Origin of the sequence: Corynebacterium hindlerae (assembly GCF_014117265.1) — a bacterium.
GTDB classification, from domain to species: domain Bacteria; phylum Actinomycetota; class Actinomycetes; order Mycobacteriales; family Mycobacteriaceae; genus Corynebacterium; species Corynebacterium hindlerae.
Genome location: NZ_CP059833.1, coordinates 2,353,215 through 2,372,103 on the forward strand (window position 1 = coordinate 2,353,215; position 18,889 = coordinate 2,372,103).

The 18,889-nt window shown below is 60.3% G+C and carries 21 protein-coding genes; 15 read left to right on the forward strand and 6 right to left on the reverse strand.

Going from position 1 to position 18,889, the window contains the following annotated elements; translation table 11 throughout:
* The first annotated feature begins 5 nt into the window (after positions 1 to 5).
* The 10 genes from hrcA (at position 6) to HW450_RS11385 (ending at position 9,255) form a co-directional block, all read left to right on the forward strand.
* The gene (gene hrcA / locus HW450_RS11340; RefSeq protein ID WP_182385723.1) at positions 6 to 1,010 is read left to right on the forward strand and encodes a heat-inducible transcriptional repressor HrcA; all 1,005 of its coding nucleotides are present in this window, start codon (positions 6 to 8) and stop codon (positions 1,008 to 1,010) included.
* Between the two features lie 16 nt (positions 1,011 to 1,026).
* On the forward strand, positions 1,027 to 2,148 hold the full coding sequence (dnaJ, locus tag HW450_RS11345) for a molecular chaperone DnaJ (protein WP_182385724.1): 1,122 nt from the start codon (positions 1,027 to 1,029) through the stop codon (positions 2,146 to 2,148).
* The gene (locus HW450_RS11350) at positions 2,145 to 2,903 is read left to right on the forward strand and encodes a 16S rRNA (uracil(1498)-N(3))-methyltransferase (protein ID WP_182385725.1); all 759 of its coding nucleotides are present in this window, start codon (positions 2,145 to 2,147) and stop codon (positions 2,901 to 2,903) included. Before dnaJ ends, HW450_RS11350 begins: the two co-directional genes overlap by 4 nt.
* A 70-nt stretch (positions 2,904 to 2,973) precedes the next feature.
* Complete coding sequence (locus HW450_RS11355) at positions 2,974 to 3,960, forward strand: PhoH family protein (protein WP_182385726.1); 987 nt, start codon at positions 2,974 to 2,976, stop codon at positions 3,958 to 3,960.
* A 1-nt stretch (position 3,961) separates the two neighbouring features.
* Positions 3,962 to 4,507: an rRNA maturation RNase YbeY gene (ybeY, locus tag HW450_RS11360; protein WP_182385727.1), complete on the forward strand. Its 546-nt coding sequence runs from the start codon at positions 3,962 to 3,964 to the stop codon at positions 4,505 to 4,507.
* Complete coding sequence (locus HW450_RS11365) at positions 4,507 to 5,802, forward strand: hemolysin family protein (protein ID WP_182385728.1); 1,296 nt, start codon at positions 4,507 to 4,509, stop codon at positions 5,800 to 5,802. The genes ybeY and HW450_RS11365 overlap by 1 nt, the downstream gene beginning before the upstream one ends.
* Positions 5,799 to 6,719, forward strand: coding sequence for a GTPase Era (gene era / locus HW450_RS11370; RefSeq protein ID WP_182385729.1), 921 nt, complete (start codon positions 5,799 to 5,801; stop codon positions 6,717 to 6,719). The genes HW450_RS11365 and era overlap by 4 nt, the downstream gene beginning before the upstream one ends.
* Positions 6,719 to 7,456, forward strand: a complete 738-nt coding sequence (gene recO / locus HW450_RS11375) for a DNA repair protein RecO (RefSeq protein WP_182385730.1) — start codon at positions 6,719 to 6,721, stop codon at positions 7,454 to 7,456. The genes era and recO overlap by 1 nt, the downstream gene beginning before the upstream one ends.
* A gap of 1 nt (position 7,457) precedes the next feature.
* A complete protein-coding gene (locus HW450_RS11380) occupies positions 7,458 to 8,192 on the forward strand; it encodes an isoprenyl transferase (RefSeq protein WP_407926309.1) in 735 nt (244 codons plus the stop codon).
* Position 8,193: 1 nt separating this feature from the next.
* Positions 8,194 to 9,255: a VIT1/CCC1 transporter family protein gene (locus HW450_RS11385; RefSeq protein WP_232843259.1), complete on the forward strand. Its 1,062-nt coding sequence runs from the start codon at positions 8,194 to 8,196 to the stop codon at positions 9,253 to 9,255.
* 5 nt (positions 9,256 to 9,260) lie between these two features.
* On the opposite strand, the gene HW450_RS11390 is transcribed toward HW450_RS11385, so the two are convergent.
* Positions 9,261 to 9,680 carry a Fur family transcriptional regulator gene (locus tag HW450_RS11390; protein ID WP_182385731.1) on the reverse strand — a complete coding sequence of 140 codons (420 nt, stop codon included), beginning with the start codon at positions 9,678 to 9,680 and terminating at the stop codon, positions 9,261 to 9,263.
* A gap of 77 nt (positions 9,681 to 9,757) precedes the next feature.
* The gene (locus HW450_RS11395) at positions 9,758 to 10,057 is read right to left on the reverse strand and encodes an ArsR/SmtB family transcription factor (protein WP_232843260.1); all 300 of its coding nucleotides are present in this window, start codon (positions 10,055 to 10,057) and stop codon (positions 9,758 to 9,760) included.
* A 278-nt stretch (positions 10,058 to 10,335) separates the two neighbouring features.
* Here HW450_RS11395 and HW450_RS11400 point away from each other — a divergent pair, with 278 nt between their 5' ends.
* The 3 genes from HW450_RS11400 to HW450_RS11410 are packed head-to-tail and all read left to right on the forward strand — an operon-like array spanning position 10,336 to position 12,692.
* Positions 10,336 to 11,715, forward strand: coding sequence for a glycine--tRNA ligase (locus tag HW450_RS11400; protein WP_182385732.1), 1,380 nt, complete (start codon positions 10,336 to 10,338; stop codon positions 11,713 to 11,715).
* 4 nt (positions 11,716 to 11,719) lie between these two features.
* Positions 11,720 to 12,232, forward strand: coding sequence for a hypothetical protein (locus tag HW450_RS11405; protein WP_182385733.1), 513 nt, complete (start codon positions 11,720 to 11,722; stop codon positions 12,230 to 12,232).
* Positions 12,233 to 12,242: 10 nt separating this feature from the next.
* Positions 12,243 to 12,692 carry a hypothetical protein gene (locus tag HW450_RS11410; protein ID WP_182385734.1) on the forward strand — a complete coding sequence of 150 codons (450 nt, stop codon included), beginning with the start codon at positions 12,243 to 12,245 and terminating at the stop codon, positions 12,690 to 12,692.
* Here the strand turns inward: HW450_RS11410 and HW450_RS11415 are convergent, their stop codons facing one another.
* Positions 12,693 to 14,669, reverse strand: coding sequence for a TPM domain-containing protein (locus tag HW450_RS11415; RefSeq protein WP_182385735.1), 1,977 nt, complete (start codon positions 14,667 to 14,669; stop codon positions 12,693 to 12,695). It lies immediately after the preceding gene.
* Positions 14,670 to 14,752: 83 nt separating this feature from the next.
* Between HW450_RS11415 and HW450_RS11420 the strand changes: the two genes are divergently transcribed.
* The gene (locus HW450_RS11420; RefSeq protein ID WP_182385736.1) at positions 14,753 to 16,015 is read left to right on the forward strand and encodes a deoxyguanosinetriphosphate triphosphohydrolase; all 1,263 of its coding nucleotides are present in this window, start codon (positions 14,753 to 14,755) and stop codon (positions 16,013 to 16,015) included.
* On the opposite strand, the gene HW450_RS11425 is transcribed toward HW450_RS11420, so the two are convergent.
* Positions 16,012 to 16,248, reverse strand: a complete 237-nt coding sequence (locus HW450_RS11425) for a hypothetical protein (RefSeq protein ID WP_182385737.1) — start codon at positions 16,246 to 16,248, stop codon at positions 16,012 to 16,014. The two genes, HW450_RS11420 and HW450_RS11425, sit on opposite strands and share 4 nt — an antisense overlap.
* The gene (locus tag HW450_RS11430) at positions 16,238 to 16,669 is read right to left on the reverse strand and encodes a ribonuclease domain-containing protein (protein WP_182385738.1); all 432 of its coding nucleotides are present in this window, start codon (positions 16,667 to 16,669) and stop codon (positions 16,238 to 16,240) included. The genes HW450_RS11425 and HW450_RS11430 overlap by 11 nt, the downstream gene beginning before the upstream one ends.
* Positions 16,670 to 16,706: 37 nt before the next feature.
* On the opposite strand from HW450_RS11430, the gene dnaG reads away from it, so the two are divergent.
* A complete protein-coding gene (gene dnaG, locus HW450_RS11435; RefSeq protein WP_182387529.1) occupies positions 16,707 to 18,560 on the forward strand; it encodes a DNA primase in 1,854 nt (617 codons plus the stop codon).
* 73 nt (positions 18,561 to 18,633) lie between these two features.
* On the opposite strand, the gene HW450_RS11440 is transcribed toward dnaG, so the two are convergent.
* Positions 18,634 to 18,876, reverse strand: a complete 243-nt coding sequence (locus HW450_RS11440; RefSeq protein WP_182385739.1) for a hypothetical protein — start codon at positions 18,874 to 18,876, stop codon at positions 18,634 to 18,636.
* Between the last annotated feature and the right edge of the window lie 13 nt (positions 18,877 to 18,889).

Genomic DNA, 18,889 nt, shown 5'->3' on the forward strand with positions numbered 1-18,889 from the left:
GGCACATGGCTTCCTCAACCAAAGCACGCCGGCAACAGGTGCTCAACGCCATCGTTGCTGACTACATCGCATTGCAAGAACCTGTCGGATCGAAGGCTCTGGTGGAACGGCACAAGCTGCAGGTGTCTTCTGCCACGATCCGCAATGACATGGCTGTGCTGGAAGCTGAGGGGCTCATCGCCCAGGAACACGCCAGCTCAGGACGTATCCCTACGGAGAAGGGGTATCGGATGTTCGTGGATTCGATCCACGAAGTCAAGCCCATGTCGCCCGCTGAGCGTAAGGCAATCCTGGGGTTTTTGGAAGGTGGCGTGGATCTGGAAGACGTGCTGCGTCGCTCTGTTCAGCTGCTCGCGCAGCTCACTAGGCAAGCGGCGGTGATTCAGCTGCCATCGCTGCGGACTTCGCGCGTCAAACACTGCGAGGTGGTGGCGCTCACCCCGACGCGCCTGTTGCTGGTGATGATTACGGACTTGGGGCGTGTGGAACAACGCAACGTGGAGCTCATGCGGCCCATCGAGGATGTGAGTACGTTGCGGTCGCTGCTCAACAACGCGCTAGCGGAAAAAACTATGGCCGATGCATCGCTGGCGTTGGCTGATTTGGTGGAGCACACCCCGAGCGAGTTGCGGGATGAAATGTTGCGGTGCGCTACCGTCCTCATTGAGACGCTGGTAGAGGCGCCCTCGGATCGGTTGATTTTGGCGGGCACCTCGAATTTGTCTCGAATTTCGCCCTTAAGTGCATCCGTATTGGAAGCGTTGGAGGAGCAGGTAGTAGTTTTAAAGCTGCTATCACATGTGCAAGAGGGCCAAGTGAACGTCAGCATTGGTGCGGAACACCAAGAGCAAGGACTCCAATCAGCGTCCATCGTCTCCACTGGGTATGGTGACGAGGATGCCACCTTTGGTGCTCTGGGTGTGGTGGGGCCGACGTACATGGACTACACCGGAACTATTTCGAAGGTGTCCGCTGTTGCACAATATGTCAGCGAAGTGTTGAAGAATTAACGAAAGGTTTGAGTGAATGGCGCGCGACTATTACGGCATTCTTGGAGTCGACAAGGGGGCTTCCGACTCGGAAATCAAGAAGGCTTACCGTCGACTCGCCCGGAAGTACCACCCGGACGTCAACGACACTGAAGAAGCCGCGGAAAAATTCCGCGAAATCTCCCTGGCCAATGAGGTCCTGACTGATCCAGACAAGCGTCGCATCGTTGATATGGGCGGAGATCCGCTAGAGCAGCCGCAGGGATTCGGTGGCGCGCCCGGTGGTGGATTCGGTGACATCTTCGAAGCGTTCTTTGGTGGCGGTGGGCAGCGCGGCCCACGTTCCCGCGTACAGCCCGGTGCCGACGCACTCCTGCGCACCCGCATCACCCTGGAAGAAGCCTTCGCCGGCGCCAAGAAAGACATCACCGTGGACACCGCCATCCTGTGCGATGTGTGCGAGGGCACTGGCAGCAAATCCAAGGCCAAGCCGATCACCTGTAGCCATTGTGGCGGAATGGGATCCGTCCAGGAAGTGCAGCGTTCCTTCCTTGGCAACGTCATGACCACCCGCCCCTGCCACGTTTGTAACGGCACGGGCGAGATCATCCCTGACCCGTGCGAAAAATGCGCAGGTGATGGGCGTATCAAGGCACGCAAGGATCTGACCGTCAATATCCCCGCCGGCATTGCCGACGGCATGCGCATCCGCATGGCCGGTCGCGGTGAGGTTGGCCCGGGTGGCGGTCCAGCGGGTGACCTGTATGTGGAGATCAACGTGGCACCGCACCCAGTGTTCGTGCGTGAGGGCAACAACCTGCACGTCACGGCTAAGGTTCCGATGCTTGACGCAGCGCTGGGCTGCGATGTGGAACTGGAAGGGCTGGACGGAAATCCGACCACCATCACTGTTCCCGCCGGTGCGCAACCGGGGCAGCAGGTGCACATGGCTGGTGCAGGCATGCCCGTGCTGCGTGCGGAAGAAAGCTACGGCGATCTCATCGCACACGTGGACGTTCAGATCCCCACCCACCTGGATAGCCACACGCGCGAGGTGCTGGAAAAGCTCCGCGATCACCGTAATGACACCGCCGCGATCCACAGCGAGGGCGAGTCTGAGTCCATGTTTGACCGCTTTAAGAACCGCTTCCGCCGATGAGTCTGCCCGCATTCGTCTACGACCTGGACACGGTCCTTGCCGGGGGTCGTCCGGTTTTGCCGGAAAACTCCGGCGTGCTGGACGGTGCGGAAGGTAAGCACGCCGCCACCGTTAAGCGCCTGGCCGTGGGGGAGCAGCTGTTGCTTATCGACGGCCACGGCTCCGGAATCGAGTGCACTGTCACTGACGTGGCCAAAGGATCGCTCCGGTTCACCGTCGACCGGCGTGTGGAGTTTCCGCAGCGCGCCCCCGTGACGATCGTGCAGGCGCTACCAAAATCGGAGCGTTCGGAACTTGCAGTCGACCTTATGACGCAGGGTGGCGTGGATGTGATTGTCCCGTGGCAGTCCGAGCGCACGATTGCGAAGTGGGGTGCCAAGGCTGAAAAAGCTGCTGCGAAGTGGCGTTCCATGGCGGTGTCTGCGGCGAAACAATCGCGCCGCATGGTCATTCCACAGATCGCAGCTCTGGCCGATACCCGCGGCGTAGCTGACCTGGTCGCAGAACTTACCAGCCGTGGTGGTCTCGCCGTGATGCTGCACGAAGCCGCGGCAGTGCCGGTTACCTCCCTGGAGTTCGGTGACCGCGAGGTGATGTTTGTGGTGGGGCCTGAGGGAGGGCTGTCCCCGGCGGAGCTCGCCCAGCTACAGGAGGCCGGTGCCGTGACCGCGCTGCTCGGCCCGGAGGTGCTGCGCACTGCGAGCGCCGGACTCGTGGCACTCGCTGCTCATGGAGCGCTCGCCCGGTGGCGGTAGCTGCTTACGGTAAGTTTAAAGAACAATCGATCGAAGAAGCGCATCGAAGAAGCACAAGGAAAAGGTTCACTTGGCCATTTACCAGCGCAAGGACATCATCACCCAAAATTATGTCCTTGATGAAACGTACGCGCAGACCGTCCTCGGAATCTCCGACGACAATTTGCGGGTACTGGAAAACCTGATCCCCGTCGATATTTTCGTCCGTGGCACGGAGGCGACTCTCACCGGACCGGCACATGAGGTGGCCCGGGTGACCAAGGTGCTGGATGAGCTGCAAGCGATCGCCCGTCGTGGCCACGTGATCAGCCCGGTATCGGTCAAGAATGCGGTGAAGATCGTTACCCAGGAAGCACCGCAGTCCGTTCGGGAGGTTTTGGCCTCGGACATCATTTCCCGCAAAGGGAAGGTGGTGCGCCCGAAGACCCTCGGACAGAAAGAATACGTCGACGCGATTGATGAGAACACGATTGTGTTCGGTCTCGGGCCTGCCGGTTCCGGTAAGACGTACCTGGCGATGGCGAAAGCCGTGCAGGCGCTCCACGCCCGCCAGGTCAGCCGCATCATTCTGACTCGCCCTGCCGTGGAAGCGGGGGAGAAGCTCGGGTTCCTGCCGGGCACGCTGGATGAGAAGATCGACCCGTACCTGCGCCCGCTGTACGACGCGCTCCGAGACATGATCGACCCGGAGATGATCCCAAAGCTGATCGAATCGGGCATCATCGAGGTAGCACCTCTGGCCTACATGCGCGGTCGCACGCTCAGCGATTCCTTCGTCATCCTCGACGAAGCACAAAACACCACACCAGCCCAGATGAAAATGTTCCTCACCCGGCTTGGCTTTGGCTCCAAGATGGTGGTCACCGGCGACATCACCCAGGTGGACCTGCCCGGTGGTCAAAAGTCTGGTCTGCGCGTGGTGCGGGACATCCTGCGGGGCGTGAACGACGTATTCTTCATGGAGATGGGCAGCGAAGACGTTGTCCGCCACGACCTCGTGGGCCGTATTGTGGATGCATACGAAGAGTACGAAGCGCTCGCGCGAGAGGACTATTAAATTGAGCATCGAGGTTTTCAACGAATCCGGTTACCCGGGGGTCAATGAGGAGATGCTCATCGACGTCGCCTCCTACGCCCTCACCCGCATGGACATTCACTCCGCAGCCGAGATGAGCCTGCACATCGTCGACCTAGACACCATCGCTGACCTGCACGTACGCTGGTTGGACCTCGAGGGTCCCACCGACGTCATGAGCTTCCCCATGGACGAGCTCACCCCGGGTTCCGGCCGCCCCGATGCCGCTCCGATGGGACCCGCCATGCTCGGCGATATCGTGCTGTGCCCAGAGTTCGCTGAAAAACAAGCCGCCAAAGCGGGGCACGACCTCGGCCATGAGCTGTGCCTGCTGACCGTCCACGGGTGCCTGCACCTGCTGGGATACGATCACATCACCCCAGCTGAGGAGCAAGAAATGTTCGCGCTCCAAAACGAACTTCTGGCGGACTGGTATGAGGACGTCGATAAGCGCGGCGTGACGTACCAGCCGAAGCCGACCGGACCCGGTGCCTTCCCTAGCGCGGCAGATCGCGAGCAGTTGGGCTAATGCTCACTGCCCTCGGACTGCTGCTCGCCCTCGTCATCTCAGGTGCCCTCACCACCGTCGAATCCGCCGTCTCGTCCATCTCTCGCGCCCGCGTGGAGGAACTCCTCAAGGAGGAACGACCCGGCGCAGACGCGCTGCTCAAGGTGGTCACGAAGCGCGCCGAGCACATCAACCTGCTGGTGCTGCTCCGCACGCTTCTTGACGCCATTGCCGCCGTCTTCACCGTCTCCCTGTGCATCGAACTGATCGAATCCCGGCCGCTGGCCATCACGGTGGCGGTCGTGGCACTGACGCTGGTGACCTTCGCCGTGATTGGCGTGTTCGCCCGCACCGCCGGCAGACAAAACCCCTACACGGTGTCGCTCAACTCCGCGTTGATCCTGAACACCATGTCCTACATTCTGGGGCCCATTCCGAAGGTGTTGATCTGGTTGGGCAACCTACTCGCGCCCGGCACTGGCTTCCGCGATGGCCCGTACTCCACCGAAATTGAACTGCGCGAAATGGTGGATATTGCGCAGGAGCACGGCGTGGTGGAGCTGGAAGAGCGCCGCATGATCCAAAACGTGTTCGACCTCGCCTCCACCACAGCTCGCTCGGTGATGGTGCCCCGCCCGGAAATGATCTGGATCGAGAGAGATAAACACGCAGGTCAAGCGACCGCACTGTGCGTGCGAAGTGGCCATTCCCGTATCCCGGTGATCGGGGAGACCGTCGATGACATCGTGGGCGTGGTGTACCTGAAAGACCTGGTGCAAAAGACCTACCACGCCACCGACGGCGGGAAATCCGTGCGGGTAGACGAAGTGATGCGGCCAGCTACCTTTGTGCCAGACTCCAAACCGCTGGACAGCTTGCTGCACGAAATGCAGCTGCACCGCAACCACATTGCCATGTTGGTGGACGAATACGGCGGTATTGCCGGGCTTGTCTCCATCGAGGACATCCTGGAGGAGATCGTCGGCGAAATCGCTGACGAGTATGACCACACCGAGGTCGCACCGGTGGAGCGCCTGGGAGATCAGCAGTTCCGGGTGGTCTCGCGCCTATCCCTGGATGACCTCGCGCAGTTGATGGATGAGGAACTGGACCTGGACATCGACTTTGCGGAATACGCTGAACAAGTGGATACCGTCGGTGGCCTCATCGCCTATGAGCTTGGTCGTGTTCCGCTGCCAGGCGCGCAGGTTGAGGTGTGTGGTCTGAAACTGACCACGGAGGGCAGCAGAGATCGGCGCGGACGTATGCGCGTGACCTCAGCGGTTGTTGAAGTGGTTGATACACTCGAACCATGACAGAACTTGGATTTACCGAAGATGGCTTTCGTTCCGGCTTCGTCAGTTTCGTAGGCCGGCCCAATACCGGTAAATCGACGCTGACCAACGCCCTGGTGGGCGAGAAAATCGCCATCACTGCCAACCAGCCTGAAACTACGCGCCACCCGATTCGTGGTTTGGTTCACCGGCCGGACGCCCAAATCGTGGTGGTGGATACTCCGGGGCTGCACCGCCCACGCACTCTACTTGGCGAGCGGCTGAACGAGATGGTGAAAGAAACCTACTCGGACGTGGACTTGATCTGCCTGGTGATTCCCGCCGATGAGAAGATCGGGCCGGGGGACCGCTGGATCCTGGACGCTGTGCGTCAGTCCGCGCCCAAGACCCGGCTCATGGGTGTGGTGACCAAGATCGACAAGGTAAGCCGCGATGAGGTCGGCGCGCAGCTCATGGCACTGCACGAACTGCTGGGCGGCGAGTGCGAAGTGGTACCGGTATCGGCGAAGAAGGCCGAGCAGCTGGACGTGCTGGTCGATGTGATCACCTCTCAGCTGCCCGAAGGACCGAAGTTCTACCCGGACGATCACGTCACGGACGACGATACAGAAAAGCGCATGTCCGAGCTGATCCGGGAGGCGGCACTATCGGGTTTGAAGCACGAACTGCCACACTCAGTGGCCGTGGAGATTGACGAGGTTCTCCCGAACGAGGACCGTGAGGGCGTGCTGGATGTTCACGCGGTGATCTACGTGGAACGCCCAGGACAGAAGACCATTTTGATGGGCAAAGACAACCGACGCATGGGGCGGATTATTCATAACTCCCGGCAGGAGATCATGAACCTGCTGGGCCAGAACATCTACCTTGACCTGCGCATCAAGGTGCTCAAGGACTGGCAATCTGACCCGAAGGCACTGGGGCGCCTCGGCTTCTAATGCACTCTTACCGCGAACGCGCCTTGGTGGTGCGCACCTATGATTTTGGGGAGGCTGACCGCATCGTGGTGTTGCTGACTCCACGAGGCCTGGTGCGGAGTGTGGCCAAGGGCGTGCGTCGGGCGAAGTCCCGGTTTGGTTCGCGGGTGCAGCCTTTTGTGCTGCTTGACGTGCAGTTATATCCCGGCCGGAACCTTGACACGTTGACGGCGGCAGACACCGTCGAGTACTTCGGTTCCGGCATCATCGAAGACTATGACTCATATACCGCTGCGAGCGCTGTGCTAGAGGCCGCCGAACAGCTCAGTTTCCACGAGGGGGAGTTGTTTGACCTCACCGTGGCGGCGCTGCGTCGGATGCGGGATTCGGAGTTGCCCACGGCCGTTCTGGATGCCTTTTTGTTGCAGGCAATGGAGATCGCGGGGTGGGCCCCGAGTCTGTTTGACTGCGCTCATTGTGGCGCCCCTGGTCCACACCATGCGTTTCATCCAGGGGCAGGGGGCGCGCTGTGTGAAAACTGCCATCTAGCGGACTGCGCGACGCCACCGACGGAAGCCTTGCGGCTGATGTGGTGGCTGGCGCACGAGGCGTGGGATGCAGTGGAAGCTGCAGCGCAGCACCCTGGGTTCAGCGATTTGTTGTCCACGGCGCACCAGCTGACCAGGGCACATTTGCAGTGGCACCTGGAGCGGTCCGTGACATCCCTCAACTTCGTGGACTCTGGGTGGAGCAACTAAGATAGGTCGGGTGACTGCACCAAATATTCCCGCCGAGTTTCGTCCCCGCCACATCGCGCTCGTGATGGACGGCAACGGGAGATGGGCCCAAGAACGGGGCATGAAGCGTACAGAGGGGCACAAGCGTGGCGAGGCCGTGCTCATGGACGTCATCGATGCCTGCCTGGAGCTGGAGGTTCCGTACCTGTCCGCCTATGCATTTTCTACGGAGAATTGGCGTCGTTCAGCGGATGAAGTGCGATTCTTGATGGGATTTAACCGAGACGTGTTGCGTCGCCAGCGTGATGTGCTCAATGAGAAGGGGGTTCGTGTTCGGTGGGCAGGTCGCCGTCCACGGCTCTGGCGCTCGGTGATCAGGGAATTGGAGGCTGCTGAGGAGCTGACCAAGGACAACACCCGCATGACCCTGGCGATGTGCGTCAACTATGGCGGTCGGGCCGAGATCGTCGATGCGGCTCGTGAGATTGCGCGTCGCGCTGCTGCTGGCGAGCTGCGCCCGGATGACATCCATGAGAAGAACTTCGGCCAGTTCCTCGACGAACCTGACATGCCGGACGTGGACCTGTTCTTGCGCCCTTCGGGGGAGAAGCGCACCTCTAATTTCCTGTTATGGCAGTCGGCATATGCGGAAATGGTGTACCAAGACAAGTTGTTCCCGGATTTCACTCCGGAGGACTTGTATGCCGCGGTGTTGGAATATGCGCAGCGGGATCGCCGTTTCGGAGGGGTGAAGTAAGGTGCCGGACAAGGCACAACTCAAGCGCTGGCAACGCCACTTGGCTAATGAGCGCGCCGAAGCTGCGGTGTACCGGAAGCTGGCGGAGCGCAAGGAGGGCGAGGAACGCAACATTTTGCTCGCGCTTGCCGACGCCGAATCCCGCCACGAAGCTCACTGGCGACGCCTACTCGGGGATGAAGCCCGCGACATCCGCCCGGATCTTTCCACCCGAATTAAAGGGTTTTTGGCTGGTCATTTTGGTTCCGTGTTCGCGCTGGCGCTCATGCAGGCCGCGGAGACCCGCAGCCCTTATTCACATGACGCCGATGCGACGGAACAAATGTCTGCTGATGAACGCATTCACGCTGAGGTGGTGCGTGGTTTGGCGGAGCGGGGACGGGAACAGATGTCCGGCAATTTCCGCGCAGCCGTGTTCGGCATGAACGACGGTTTGGTATCAAACCTCGCGCTGGTTTTGGGCATTGTGGGGTCCGGGGTGTCCAACCACTTTGTGCTGCTAACGGGCATTTCGGGGTTGCTGGCCGGCGCGCTGTCAATGGGGGCGGGCGAGTACATCTCGGTGTCGTCGGCACGCGAGCTTCTCGACGCCTCAAAGCCGAATCCACAGGCTGCTGACGCGATCCCGGCGCTGGATGTGAACGCGAATGAACTCGCGCTAGTGTATCGCGCCCGGGGGATGAATCCGGAAGAAGCGATGCAACGGGCTTCGCTGGTGATTCAGTCGATCCATCACCCGTCGGCCTCACAGGCGTTGGACACCGACCAGAATAAGGGCGAAGTGGTCGGTAGTGGTTTGGCCGCTGCGGTCGCGTCGTTTTTGTTCTTCGCTTCGGGAGCTCTGATCCCCATTGTCCCGTTTTTCTTCGGGCTTTCCACATCGTTGGCGGCGATTATTGCCTGCGTGCTGGTGGCGATTGCGTTGATGCTCACCGGCGGTGTGGTCGGTGTGCTCTCGGGCGCGCCACCGCTGGCGCGGGCATTGCGCCAGGTGGCGATCGGGCTGGGGGCAGCCGCGATCACCTACGGGCTGGGATGGATCTTTGGGGTGTCAGTAGCGTAGGCAGGTTATGCTGCGCATTTCGGGCACAGCCCGAAGATTTCCGCGGTGTGCCCTTCGAGGGTGTAGCCGTTTTCCTTGGCCACTCGATTGGCCCACTGCTCAACTTCGCTGCCTTCGATTTCCACGGTGGCGCCACACTTGGTGCACACCAGGTGGTGGTGATGGTGCTCGGATTCACAGTGGCGGTAGAGGGTTTCCCCGGTAGACATGTGGAGGACATCCACCGCGTTGATCTCAGAGAGCGATTGCAGCGTACGGTACACCGTGGTGAGCCCTACCTTGAGGTCACGCGCGGTGAGCTCATGGTGGATCTGCTTCGCGGAAGAGAAGGTGTCAGTGTCGCGGAGCACTTCAATCACCGCGGCGCGCTGGCGGGTGCTGCGCTGGCCTAACTTAGGAATTGGAGACTCGCTGCGAGGGGTCATGGCCGACGTCATGCCTTTCCATTATGGTTAAACAGTCGTTGAAAAATTAAGTTACCACGTCTACAACCTTTGTATCATCACGATGGTGCAGATATTTTCAGGGCTGCATCCAGAATGGACATTGCGTCGATATTGGTCAGGGAATAATACATCTCCCGGCCGTGGCGGACGTTGTCGACCAACCCAGCCGTGCGCAGTACTTTGAGGTGCTGGCTGATAAGAGGTTGGCTTGATCCGAGTGTTTCAACTAGCTCGTGGACGCACTTGGGGGATTCATTGAGCAGGTACACAATCTTCATACGTAGCTCTGAATCCAGCGCACGAATGATCTGTTGGGCGCCGGAAAAATCTGTAGCAAGGTTTACAGTGTCGCTCACTGTCACTCACTCCTGACCGTAACTGAAGTGAACAGGCAAGAATTGCCTTATATGTCCAGTTAATCCCACCTTGGAATAGCAGGTCAAGGGCTAGTTGAGGGACTTTGAGCACACTTGGTTACACTTGAGAACACAAGTCAAGCTCGGCAGCCAGTCGAGTCAAACCTTAACTTCATCGCAGCCGCCGTGGAAGCATGCGTCGCCGGTTCACTCCGGAATTGGGCGAACATGGTTACCTCGGTGTGTGAAAGCGGTGGGACAACCCCTCAAGGAGTGTCGTGGCTTCAGTAATCGATTCCGTAGTTAACCTGGCGAAACGCCGTGGATTGGTCTACCCATGTGGTGAGATTTACGGTGGTACTCGTTCGGCGTGGGACTACGGCCCGCTGGGCGTTGAACTCAAGGAAAACATCAAGCGCCAGTGGTGGCGGACGTTTGTGCAGGCCCGTGAGGACGTTGTGGGCTTGGATTCTTCCATCATTTTGCCACGCCAGGTGTGGGAAGCGTCCGGCCACGTGGAGACGTTCACCGATCCTTTGGTGGAGTCACTTCACACCCATAAGAGGTACCGTGCGGATCACCTGATCGAGGCCTACGAGGCGAAGCACGGCCACCCACCGGCAAACGGATTGGCCGACATCAATGACCCTGAGACGGGGCAGCCTGGTAACTGGACCGAGCCGAAGCTGTTCTCCGGTCTGATGAAGACCTACCTAGGTGCGGTAGATGACAAGGAAGGTCTGGCCTACCTGCGTCCAGAGACCGCCCAGGGTATTTTCATCAACTTCAAAAACGTTGCTACCACTGCGCGTATGAAGCCACCGTTTGGCATTGGCCAGATGGGTAAGGCGTTCCGCAATGAGATCACCCCGGGTAACTTCATCTTCCGTACCCGCGAGTTTGAGCAGATGGAGATCGAGTACTTCGTTCACCCATCTGAGGTTGACACAAAGTTCGATGAGTGGGTTGAGGCTTGCTGGAACTGGTTCATTGACCTGGGGATTAACCCAGAGAACCTGCGTCAGTTCGACGTTCCTGCTGACGAGCGCGCGCACTACTCGGATCGCACGATTGACTTCGAGTACCGCTTCGGCTTTGGTGGCAATGAGTGGGGCGAGCTGATGGGTGTGGCGAACCGTACCGATTACGACCTCTCCCAGCACACTGAGCACTCTACCGATGACATGAAGTACTTTGACCAAGTTTCTGGCGAGAAGTACCACCCTTACGTGATTGAGCCATCCTTCGGCTTGACCCGTTCGATGATGGCCTTCCTCATCGACGCCTACACCAAAGACGAGGCACCAAACGCCAAGGGCGGTGTGGATAAGCGCGTGGTGCTGAAGCTGGACCGCCGTCTGGCTCCTGTGAAGGTGGCGGTGCTGCCACTGTCGAAGAAGGAAGAGCTGGCGGGTCCTGCAACGGAGATCGCGAACCAGCTGCGTGGCCTGTGGAACATCGAGTACGACACCTCCGGTGCGATCGGTCGCCGGTACCGTCGTCAGGATGAGATTGGTACGCCGTTCTGTGTCACCGTTGACTTCGACACCCTGGAGGACCAGGCTGTGACGGTGCGTGAGCGTGACACCATGAGCCAGGAGCGTGTCCCACTCGCTGAGTTGCAGGGCTACCTCGCGCAGCGCCTGGTTGGTTGCTAAGCGCATGACAGCAATGCAATGGGGCAAGCGTCAGGACCACGCGATCACCCTGTCCGAGGACGGGCGCGAGGTCACGACGTTCCAGCTGGAAAATGACACCACCGCCACCGCCGAGGTCGCGGGGCGCACGTGGAGCTTCGAGCTTCACGACGCCACTGCCCGCGCAACCTGTGGCGACGTGGAATGGGTTGCCGAAGCAGAAAAGGGCTTCAAGCGGTCGAAGCGTTTCGTGGCGCGCATGGGCGAGCGTTCCATCGACTTCATCAATGAACAAAAGTCCGATTGGATCATCGATGAAAACGATGTGAAGCTGGGCCAGTTTACCGGCGCCAACCACGGCGTGCGCCACGTAGCGGTGGATTTTGAGCCGGACGCGAAGTTAGATGAAGAGCAACGGGTGTTCCTGGCGTGGCTGTCACGCATCGCGCTGGAACAGCGTTTGGTGGGTTCCAGCTGGATCCTCACGGTAATCCTGCTGATCCTGAGTCCCTTTATCCTGTTGTACTTCTTCCTCTAAGGACGGCTACATGTCGGAGCAGTATCCGCGCTGGACGTGGACCGGTAATGAATTGCATGATTCGACCGGTCTGCTCCTGGCGACGGTTCGTTCCGATGTCATTGATATTGAGGGAGACAGGCTGCTCATTGAGTCGTCGCCGGGCCCTCTGCGCTTTCGGGCCCGGGCGACCTCCACGAACGGGGACGTGTACACTGTCTACCAGCGTGGTTTCACCGTGAGCACGCTGGTGGCCAATTGTGGCGACACTTCCTACGCCCTGGAGCGGACCTCGGTGTGGCGTAAAGAGCGGGTGATTCGGGGCGCTCGGGGTGTGCTGGCGCATGTGCGCCCCATGATTAGCGGCAAGGTCGAGCTGATCGGCACCGAGCGCGCTGAAATCTTACCGACGGTTCATGCGGTGTTCCTGAGCTGGGCATGCGTTCTTGTGGATTCCCCGGTTCGCAGGCCCCGGGTGTAGTTAGAATTTCCCGCCGGTTACGCCACCGCCGCCACCGAAGCTACCGCCCCCGAAGCCTCCTCCGAATCCACCACGGTTGCCACCGCTGAGCATTTCATTAATCAACATGCCGGTGATGATGCCACCCATATTGGAACCACCTGAAGACTGGCGGCGACGGTAATCATCAATATCGTTCTGAGCCGATTGAGCGGCACGTTGCGCAGCGGTCAGCGACTGGCGGGCGAAGTCAATGCCTTGGCGCGTATTACTCGTCCGAATGTTCAGGGCTTGGGCGAACAGGCTCTTGGCGTCGGCAAGCTGTGTGCGTGCCTGAGAACGCACCACCCGGCCACGCGTGGAAATTAGGTCCTCCGCGGCTTGGATGGCGCTGTTGGCGGAGCGCATGGTGTTGTCGAAGACCTGCAGGGTGCGGGCTTGGTCGGTGGCGGATGCACGGACCGCGTCGAGGTGCTCATCCAAGTGCGTGTCGGCGGTGATCAGGGCGGCGTAGGCGCTGAGCGGGTCGGTGCTGAATTGGGCTTCGGCGCTGGTCAACGCGGACTGCGCAGCGGCGACGGCCTTGCGCAGCGCCGCCCAATCGGCTTGCGTTCCCTGTTGCTTGCCTTGCTGCTCCAACTGGTCGGCTTCGGAGATCTCCGCGGTGATTTCAGCGACCAGGCTGTGGTACTTATCGCGGGCGAGCGCGATGTTTTCCTCCGCGTGCTCGACACCAGCCAGCAGCTTGTCGGCTTTCTGGACGGCGGTTTCTGTCCGGCGGATATCCTCAATCAGCCGGCCCTGCTCGCCGGCCGGCAGATGAACCACGGCTCGAGCGGATTCGAGGGACTTTTCCGCCTCGTCGAGCGCCGCAGCGGCCAGTTCAGCATTGTCGGAAATACCCGCGATGACCGTGGACTCGTAGCGGCCTTGCAGCTCAGTGAGCGTCGCCTCGGCCTGCGGGATCCGTGTCCTAAGCTCAATCGTGGTTCGGGTGAGCTCTTCCACCCTGGTATCGGCGTGAATCAGCAGGTTGCGCATTTCCGCGAACTCGGCGGCTTCCCGGTCCAACGCGTCGTCCGCCTGGCCACAGCTGGAAATAATATCTACCAGCATCGCGCGGCGCTCGGCGTCGGATTCGGGGATGGCGTCGTCAAGCCGCTGCTTCAGCCCGAAGGCGCGCTGCAGCGTGGTCGTGGAGTGGTTCATCGCCTTGGTGAACGGCCGGGCGCGCTCCGCCCCGAATTCAGCAATCGCAAGGTCTAGCTCTTCGCGGCCACGGCGGATCGACTCATCGGTAGACACGAGCTCCTCCCGGGCGCGCTCCTCCAATACTTCGATCGGCAGCTGGCCAATAGCCCGAGTATCCTTCGGATCGATCTTCCGGGCGTCCGAAACCATCGCCACGTTCGCTTTGGTTTTAGAGCGCCGGCGCATCGCGTAAGCACCGATACCGAGAGCGCCCACGGCAGCGGCGCCGCCACCCAACCAGCCGAGCGATTCCCCGTCCAGGCCGGAGCTGGAGTTACCCGCGACCTCATCCGCGGCGGTCATACCGGCACCGAAATAATCCTCATCTACCAGCTCGCTGTACACAGCCTTATCGATGCGCTTAAGGTCGGAATCACTAAAATCCTTGCCCGCCGCAATGCCATAGTCACGCGTTTGCGGGGAAATGCCTACGATCAGCACATTGGTTCCCGCATTCGCACGCTGTGCCTGCTTCGCCCACGCCGTGCCCTCTAACCCAGCGAAATCCGTGGCATACACCACGTAAATCTTCTTCTGGGTGTCCTTTTGCACCTGTTTAATCCTTGCTTCCAGCTCCTGTTTCTGCGCTGGGGACAACACATCCGCGTTATCAGTTACGGTAGAGGAGTAGGTAGTCGGGGCCTGCGCCACCACTTGATACTCTGCCGCGACGGCAGGCCACGCACACCCCAGCCCAAGGCTGATCGTGCACAAGGAAAGAGCGCTGAAAGTACGAAGGCTTCTCATACTGGTTAAGGATACTGCAGCATTTCGCCTTACGACGGCGAGGTGCGCCCCGATTTCCCAGGAAAAGGGGCACAATCTTGGGTGTGAATACGCAGTACCAGTACACCGAGGTCGATACTGAGCGACGCTTCGTTGAACCCACCAAAGGCAGCGCCATGGCCGGGGGCGACGAAGAACACCGTGGCGCTTTTTCCCGCGACAGAGCCAGGGTGCTGCACTCCGCTGCACTGCGACGCCTAGCAGACAAAACCCAGGTTGTCGGCCCGCGCGACGGCGACACCCCGCGAACCAGGCTGACGCACTCCCTGGAAGTTGCCCAAATCTCCCGCGGTATCGGTGGCGGACTGGGGCTGGATCAGGATCTGTGCGAACTCGCAGCGCTTTCCCATGACATCGGCCATCCACCCTATGGGCACAACGGGGAAGTGGCACTGAACGAACTCGCGGACCTGTGCGGCGGTTTTGAAGGCAACGCTCAAACGCTGCGCATCTTGAGCCGACTGGAGCCCAAAGTTATGCGTGGCCCCGAAAGCCTCGGCCTCAACCTCACCCGTGCCTCCCTCGACGCCGCCTGTAAATACCCGTGGACCCGCGAGCACAATCCCCGCAAATACGGGGCCTATGATGATGACGCTGACCTGCTGGCTTGGCTGCGCGCCGGGCACGAGGATCACCGCAAACCTATGGAAGCACAGGTGATGGACTGGTCGGATGACATCGCCTATTCGGTGCATGACGTGGAGGACGGCATCGTGTCCGGGCGCATCGACCTGGCGGTGCTGTGGGATTTGGTGGAGCTAGCAGCACTGGCGGAAATAGGCGCGCGAGCTTTCGGGGGAGAGCCGGAGGCACTCGTCGACGCCGCCGACCGCCTCCGCCAGCTCGCCGTGGTGCGCGCTGCTTCAGAGTACGACGCGTCGCTGAGTTCACTGGTGGCGCTTAAGGCGATGACCTCGGAACTCGTGGGACGCTACGTGGGGATCACCATCGCCTCGACGTTGGCGGGAAACGACCACATTGGGCGCCAACATGGGGACTTGATCGTTCCGGAGGCTGCGAGCAATGAAGTGAAACTGCTCAAAACGATCGCGGTGCTGTACGTGATGGATGATCCGGGGCACTTGGCACGCCAAGATCGGCAGCGCGAACGCATCTGTCGGGTGTACGACTACCTCATGCTTGGCGCCCCAGGAACCCTGGACCCGATGTTCCAGTCCTGGTTCGCGCTCGCTGATTCCGATGCGGCGCGGCAGCGGGTGGTCATTGACCAGATCGCCTCCATGACGGAAACCCGCTTGGAGCGAATCGCCCGCAACTCGGCGGAGGTCTCCGGGTTCTTTGTCTAGCGGGTTTCTACCCGTACCCCGAGGTCGCGGCACACATTAGCCAGGGCCGTGTAGTCGGCGATCTGCAGGCGGCAGCCTTTTAATACGAGTGCGGCTAGGTGGGCGTCGCGCACGAAGTCAGCGAAGCCGTCGAGGTTTCGCGGGGTGGGCTGGTGCGCGCCGGCCACCAGGGCAAAAAGCTGGGGGAGAGTGGTGGCGCGGCGGGCGTCGATAAGCAGCGTTTTATTCGGCATCGGGGATCTCACAGAAACTCTCGTAATGGTCATCGGTGTAGTACCACACCTCAGGGTCGGCCTTGGTACCGCCCCCGGTGATGATGCGGCGCTCGCCCCGGTGATTCAGGCCCGGGGTGTCCACGGTGTATTCGCGGTAGTAGTTCTTGTCTTTTTTGGGCAGGTGCCCTTCGTAGTTGCCGAAGCGAACCCCATCGTTTTCCGGGTACTTCGGCTTTTTACCGCCCAGGATGCCGTCGATCACGGGGTTGACCTCGGCAGGAAGCGTGGCGACGGGGCATTCGTTGTCACTGCGCACCACCGATGTCTGCTTCGGCTCCTGGTCTGGTGCGTTCTCTCCCAGATCAAGGCCGAAAAACGCGGCAGCCAGCACAACGGCCGCGCCGCCGAGCCCAGCTAATGTTTTAAAGGTTGATGCCATGACTCCCATTTTGACACAACCAACTATGGTAGAAGCCATGGCCAAAGGCAGGATCCCACAAAGCGACATCGAAGCGATCCGTGAACGAACTCCCATCGAAGAGATTGTCGGCGAATATGTGCAGTTGAAGCCTGCCGGCGCAGACTCCATGAAGGGGTTGTCTCCGTTCAAGGACGAAAAGACCCCGTCTTTCCACGTTCGCCCCAACCGTGGCTACTTCCACTGTTTTTCCTCCGGGGAAGGCGGCGATGTCTTTGCGTTCCTGATGAAGATGGAACATATTTCCTTCCCGGAAGCGGTGGAAATTTGTGCGGACAAAATCGGGTATCACATTAACTATGAGGGTGGGGGACCGGGGCGTCGTGAAGAGCCCGGCACTCGGCAGCGCCTTATCTTGGCTAACCGCTACGCCCACGAATACTACGTCGCCCAGCTGGAAACCCCGGAGGCCGCTCCTGCCCGCGACTTCCTCACCCAGCGCGGGTTCTCCGCGGACCACGCCCACCAATTCGGCTGCGGCTACGCGCCCGCCGGCTGGGACACCATGACCAAATACATGCTGCGCAAGGGCTTCACCTTCGAAGAACTTGAGGCGGCGGGCCTGTCCAAAATGGGCAAACGCGGTCCCATCGACCAGTTCCACCGCCGCCTGCTGTGGCCAATTAGAAACACGGCTGGTGACGTCATCGGCTTTGGTGCGCGCAAGCTTTTCGACGACGATAAGCTCGGCAAATACATGAACACGCGTGACACCCTGCTTTACAACAAGTCACGCGTCCTCTTCGGACTCGACATGGCCAAAAAGTCCATCGCGGCTGGCCACCAAGCAGTAGTGGTGGAGGGGTACACCGACGTCATGGCAATGCATGCCGCCGGCGTGACCACCGCCGTCGCCTCCTGCGGTACCGCGTTCGGCGACGAACACCTGCAAATGCTGCGTCGCATCATGCTCGATGACAACTACTTCCGTGGCGAGCTGATCTACACCTTCGACGGCGACGAAGCCGGCCAAAAAGCCGCGATGCGCGCCTTCGAGGGCGACCAGAAATTTACCGGCCAATCGTTCGTGGCTGTGGCCCCTGAAGGGATGGACCCGTGCGATCTGCGCCTCGCGCGTGGCGACGGCGCCGTCCGTGACCTCATCGCCTCCCGCATCCCGATGTTTGAATTCGTGCTGCGGGCCACCATTTCCGAATTTTCACTCGACTCAGCGGAAGGACGACTGCAAGCGATCCGCCGCGCCGTCCCCGTCGTCGCCGGGATCCGCGACACCACCTTGCGCAAAGAATATGCCCGACAGCTCGCCGGCTGGGTGGGCTGGGCAGACCCCACTGATATCGTGCGCCAGGTAGAAAAGGAAGCGCGCCGACCGGGCGCCGCCGTGGTTTCTGCCCCCGCAGCCCCCATAGGCCTGCCAGATCCCCGTGATCCCGCGCTGTGGCCCGAACGAGAATCCTTAAAGATCGCCCTGCAGTACCCGCTGCTAGCCGGAGAATACTTCGACGGACTAGCTGCAGAATGCTTTACGCAGCCCCAATATTCCGCACTCCGTGCCGCGATCATGGCTGGTGGCGGAGTTGTCGCGGGAGCAGCGCAAGGCATGGAGTGGTTGCCAACCATCGCAGAACAGCTAGACCTGCTCGGCCGATCACTACTGTCTGAGCTTGCCGTCGAACAGATCAATTGCTCCGAAGAAGAGCTGGAAAAGTACACCGACAGCGTGCTCTCACGCTTGCAGGAAGTCCGCGTCGGGAACCAAATTGCGCAGCTCAAAGGGCAATTGCAGCGCATGCGCCCCTCCGACGACGAGGAAGCCTACAACTCCCTCTTCGCGGACTTATTAGCACTGGAGCAGGCCCGACGAGAGCTGTTGGCGCGAGCTTTTAGGTAGGTCGAATTTGTGGTTCTATTTGGCCACAGCGGGGGTGGTTTTTGGTCAATTGAAGCCACAAATTCGCCAGCGGTTAATCGTGGTCGGGCTCGAGGATCTGGGAGCCGTCGTCCCGGCGCAGGTTCTTGACTTCCTTCATGCGCGGTTCTGGGTCAAGTTTGTTGGCGATGGCGCGGCGGGTGGCGCGTACCGCAGCCTTGGATGCGGGGGAATTGACGGCGAGTTCGTAGCCTTTTTTGATTTGTTCGAATCGGCGTCGTCCTGCTTTTGTGCCTAAGACGTAGCCGGCGGCGGCACCAACAACAAACTGAATCATGCCAGCCAGCGTA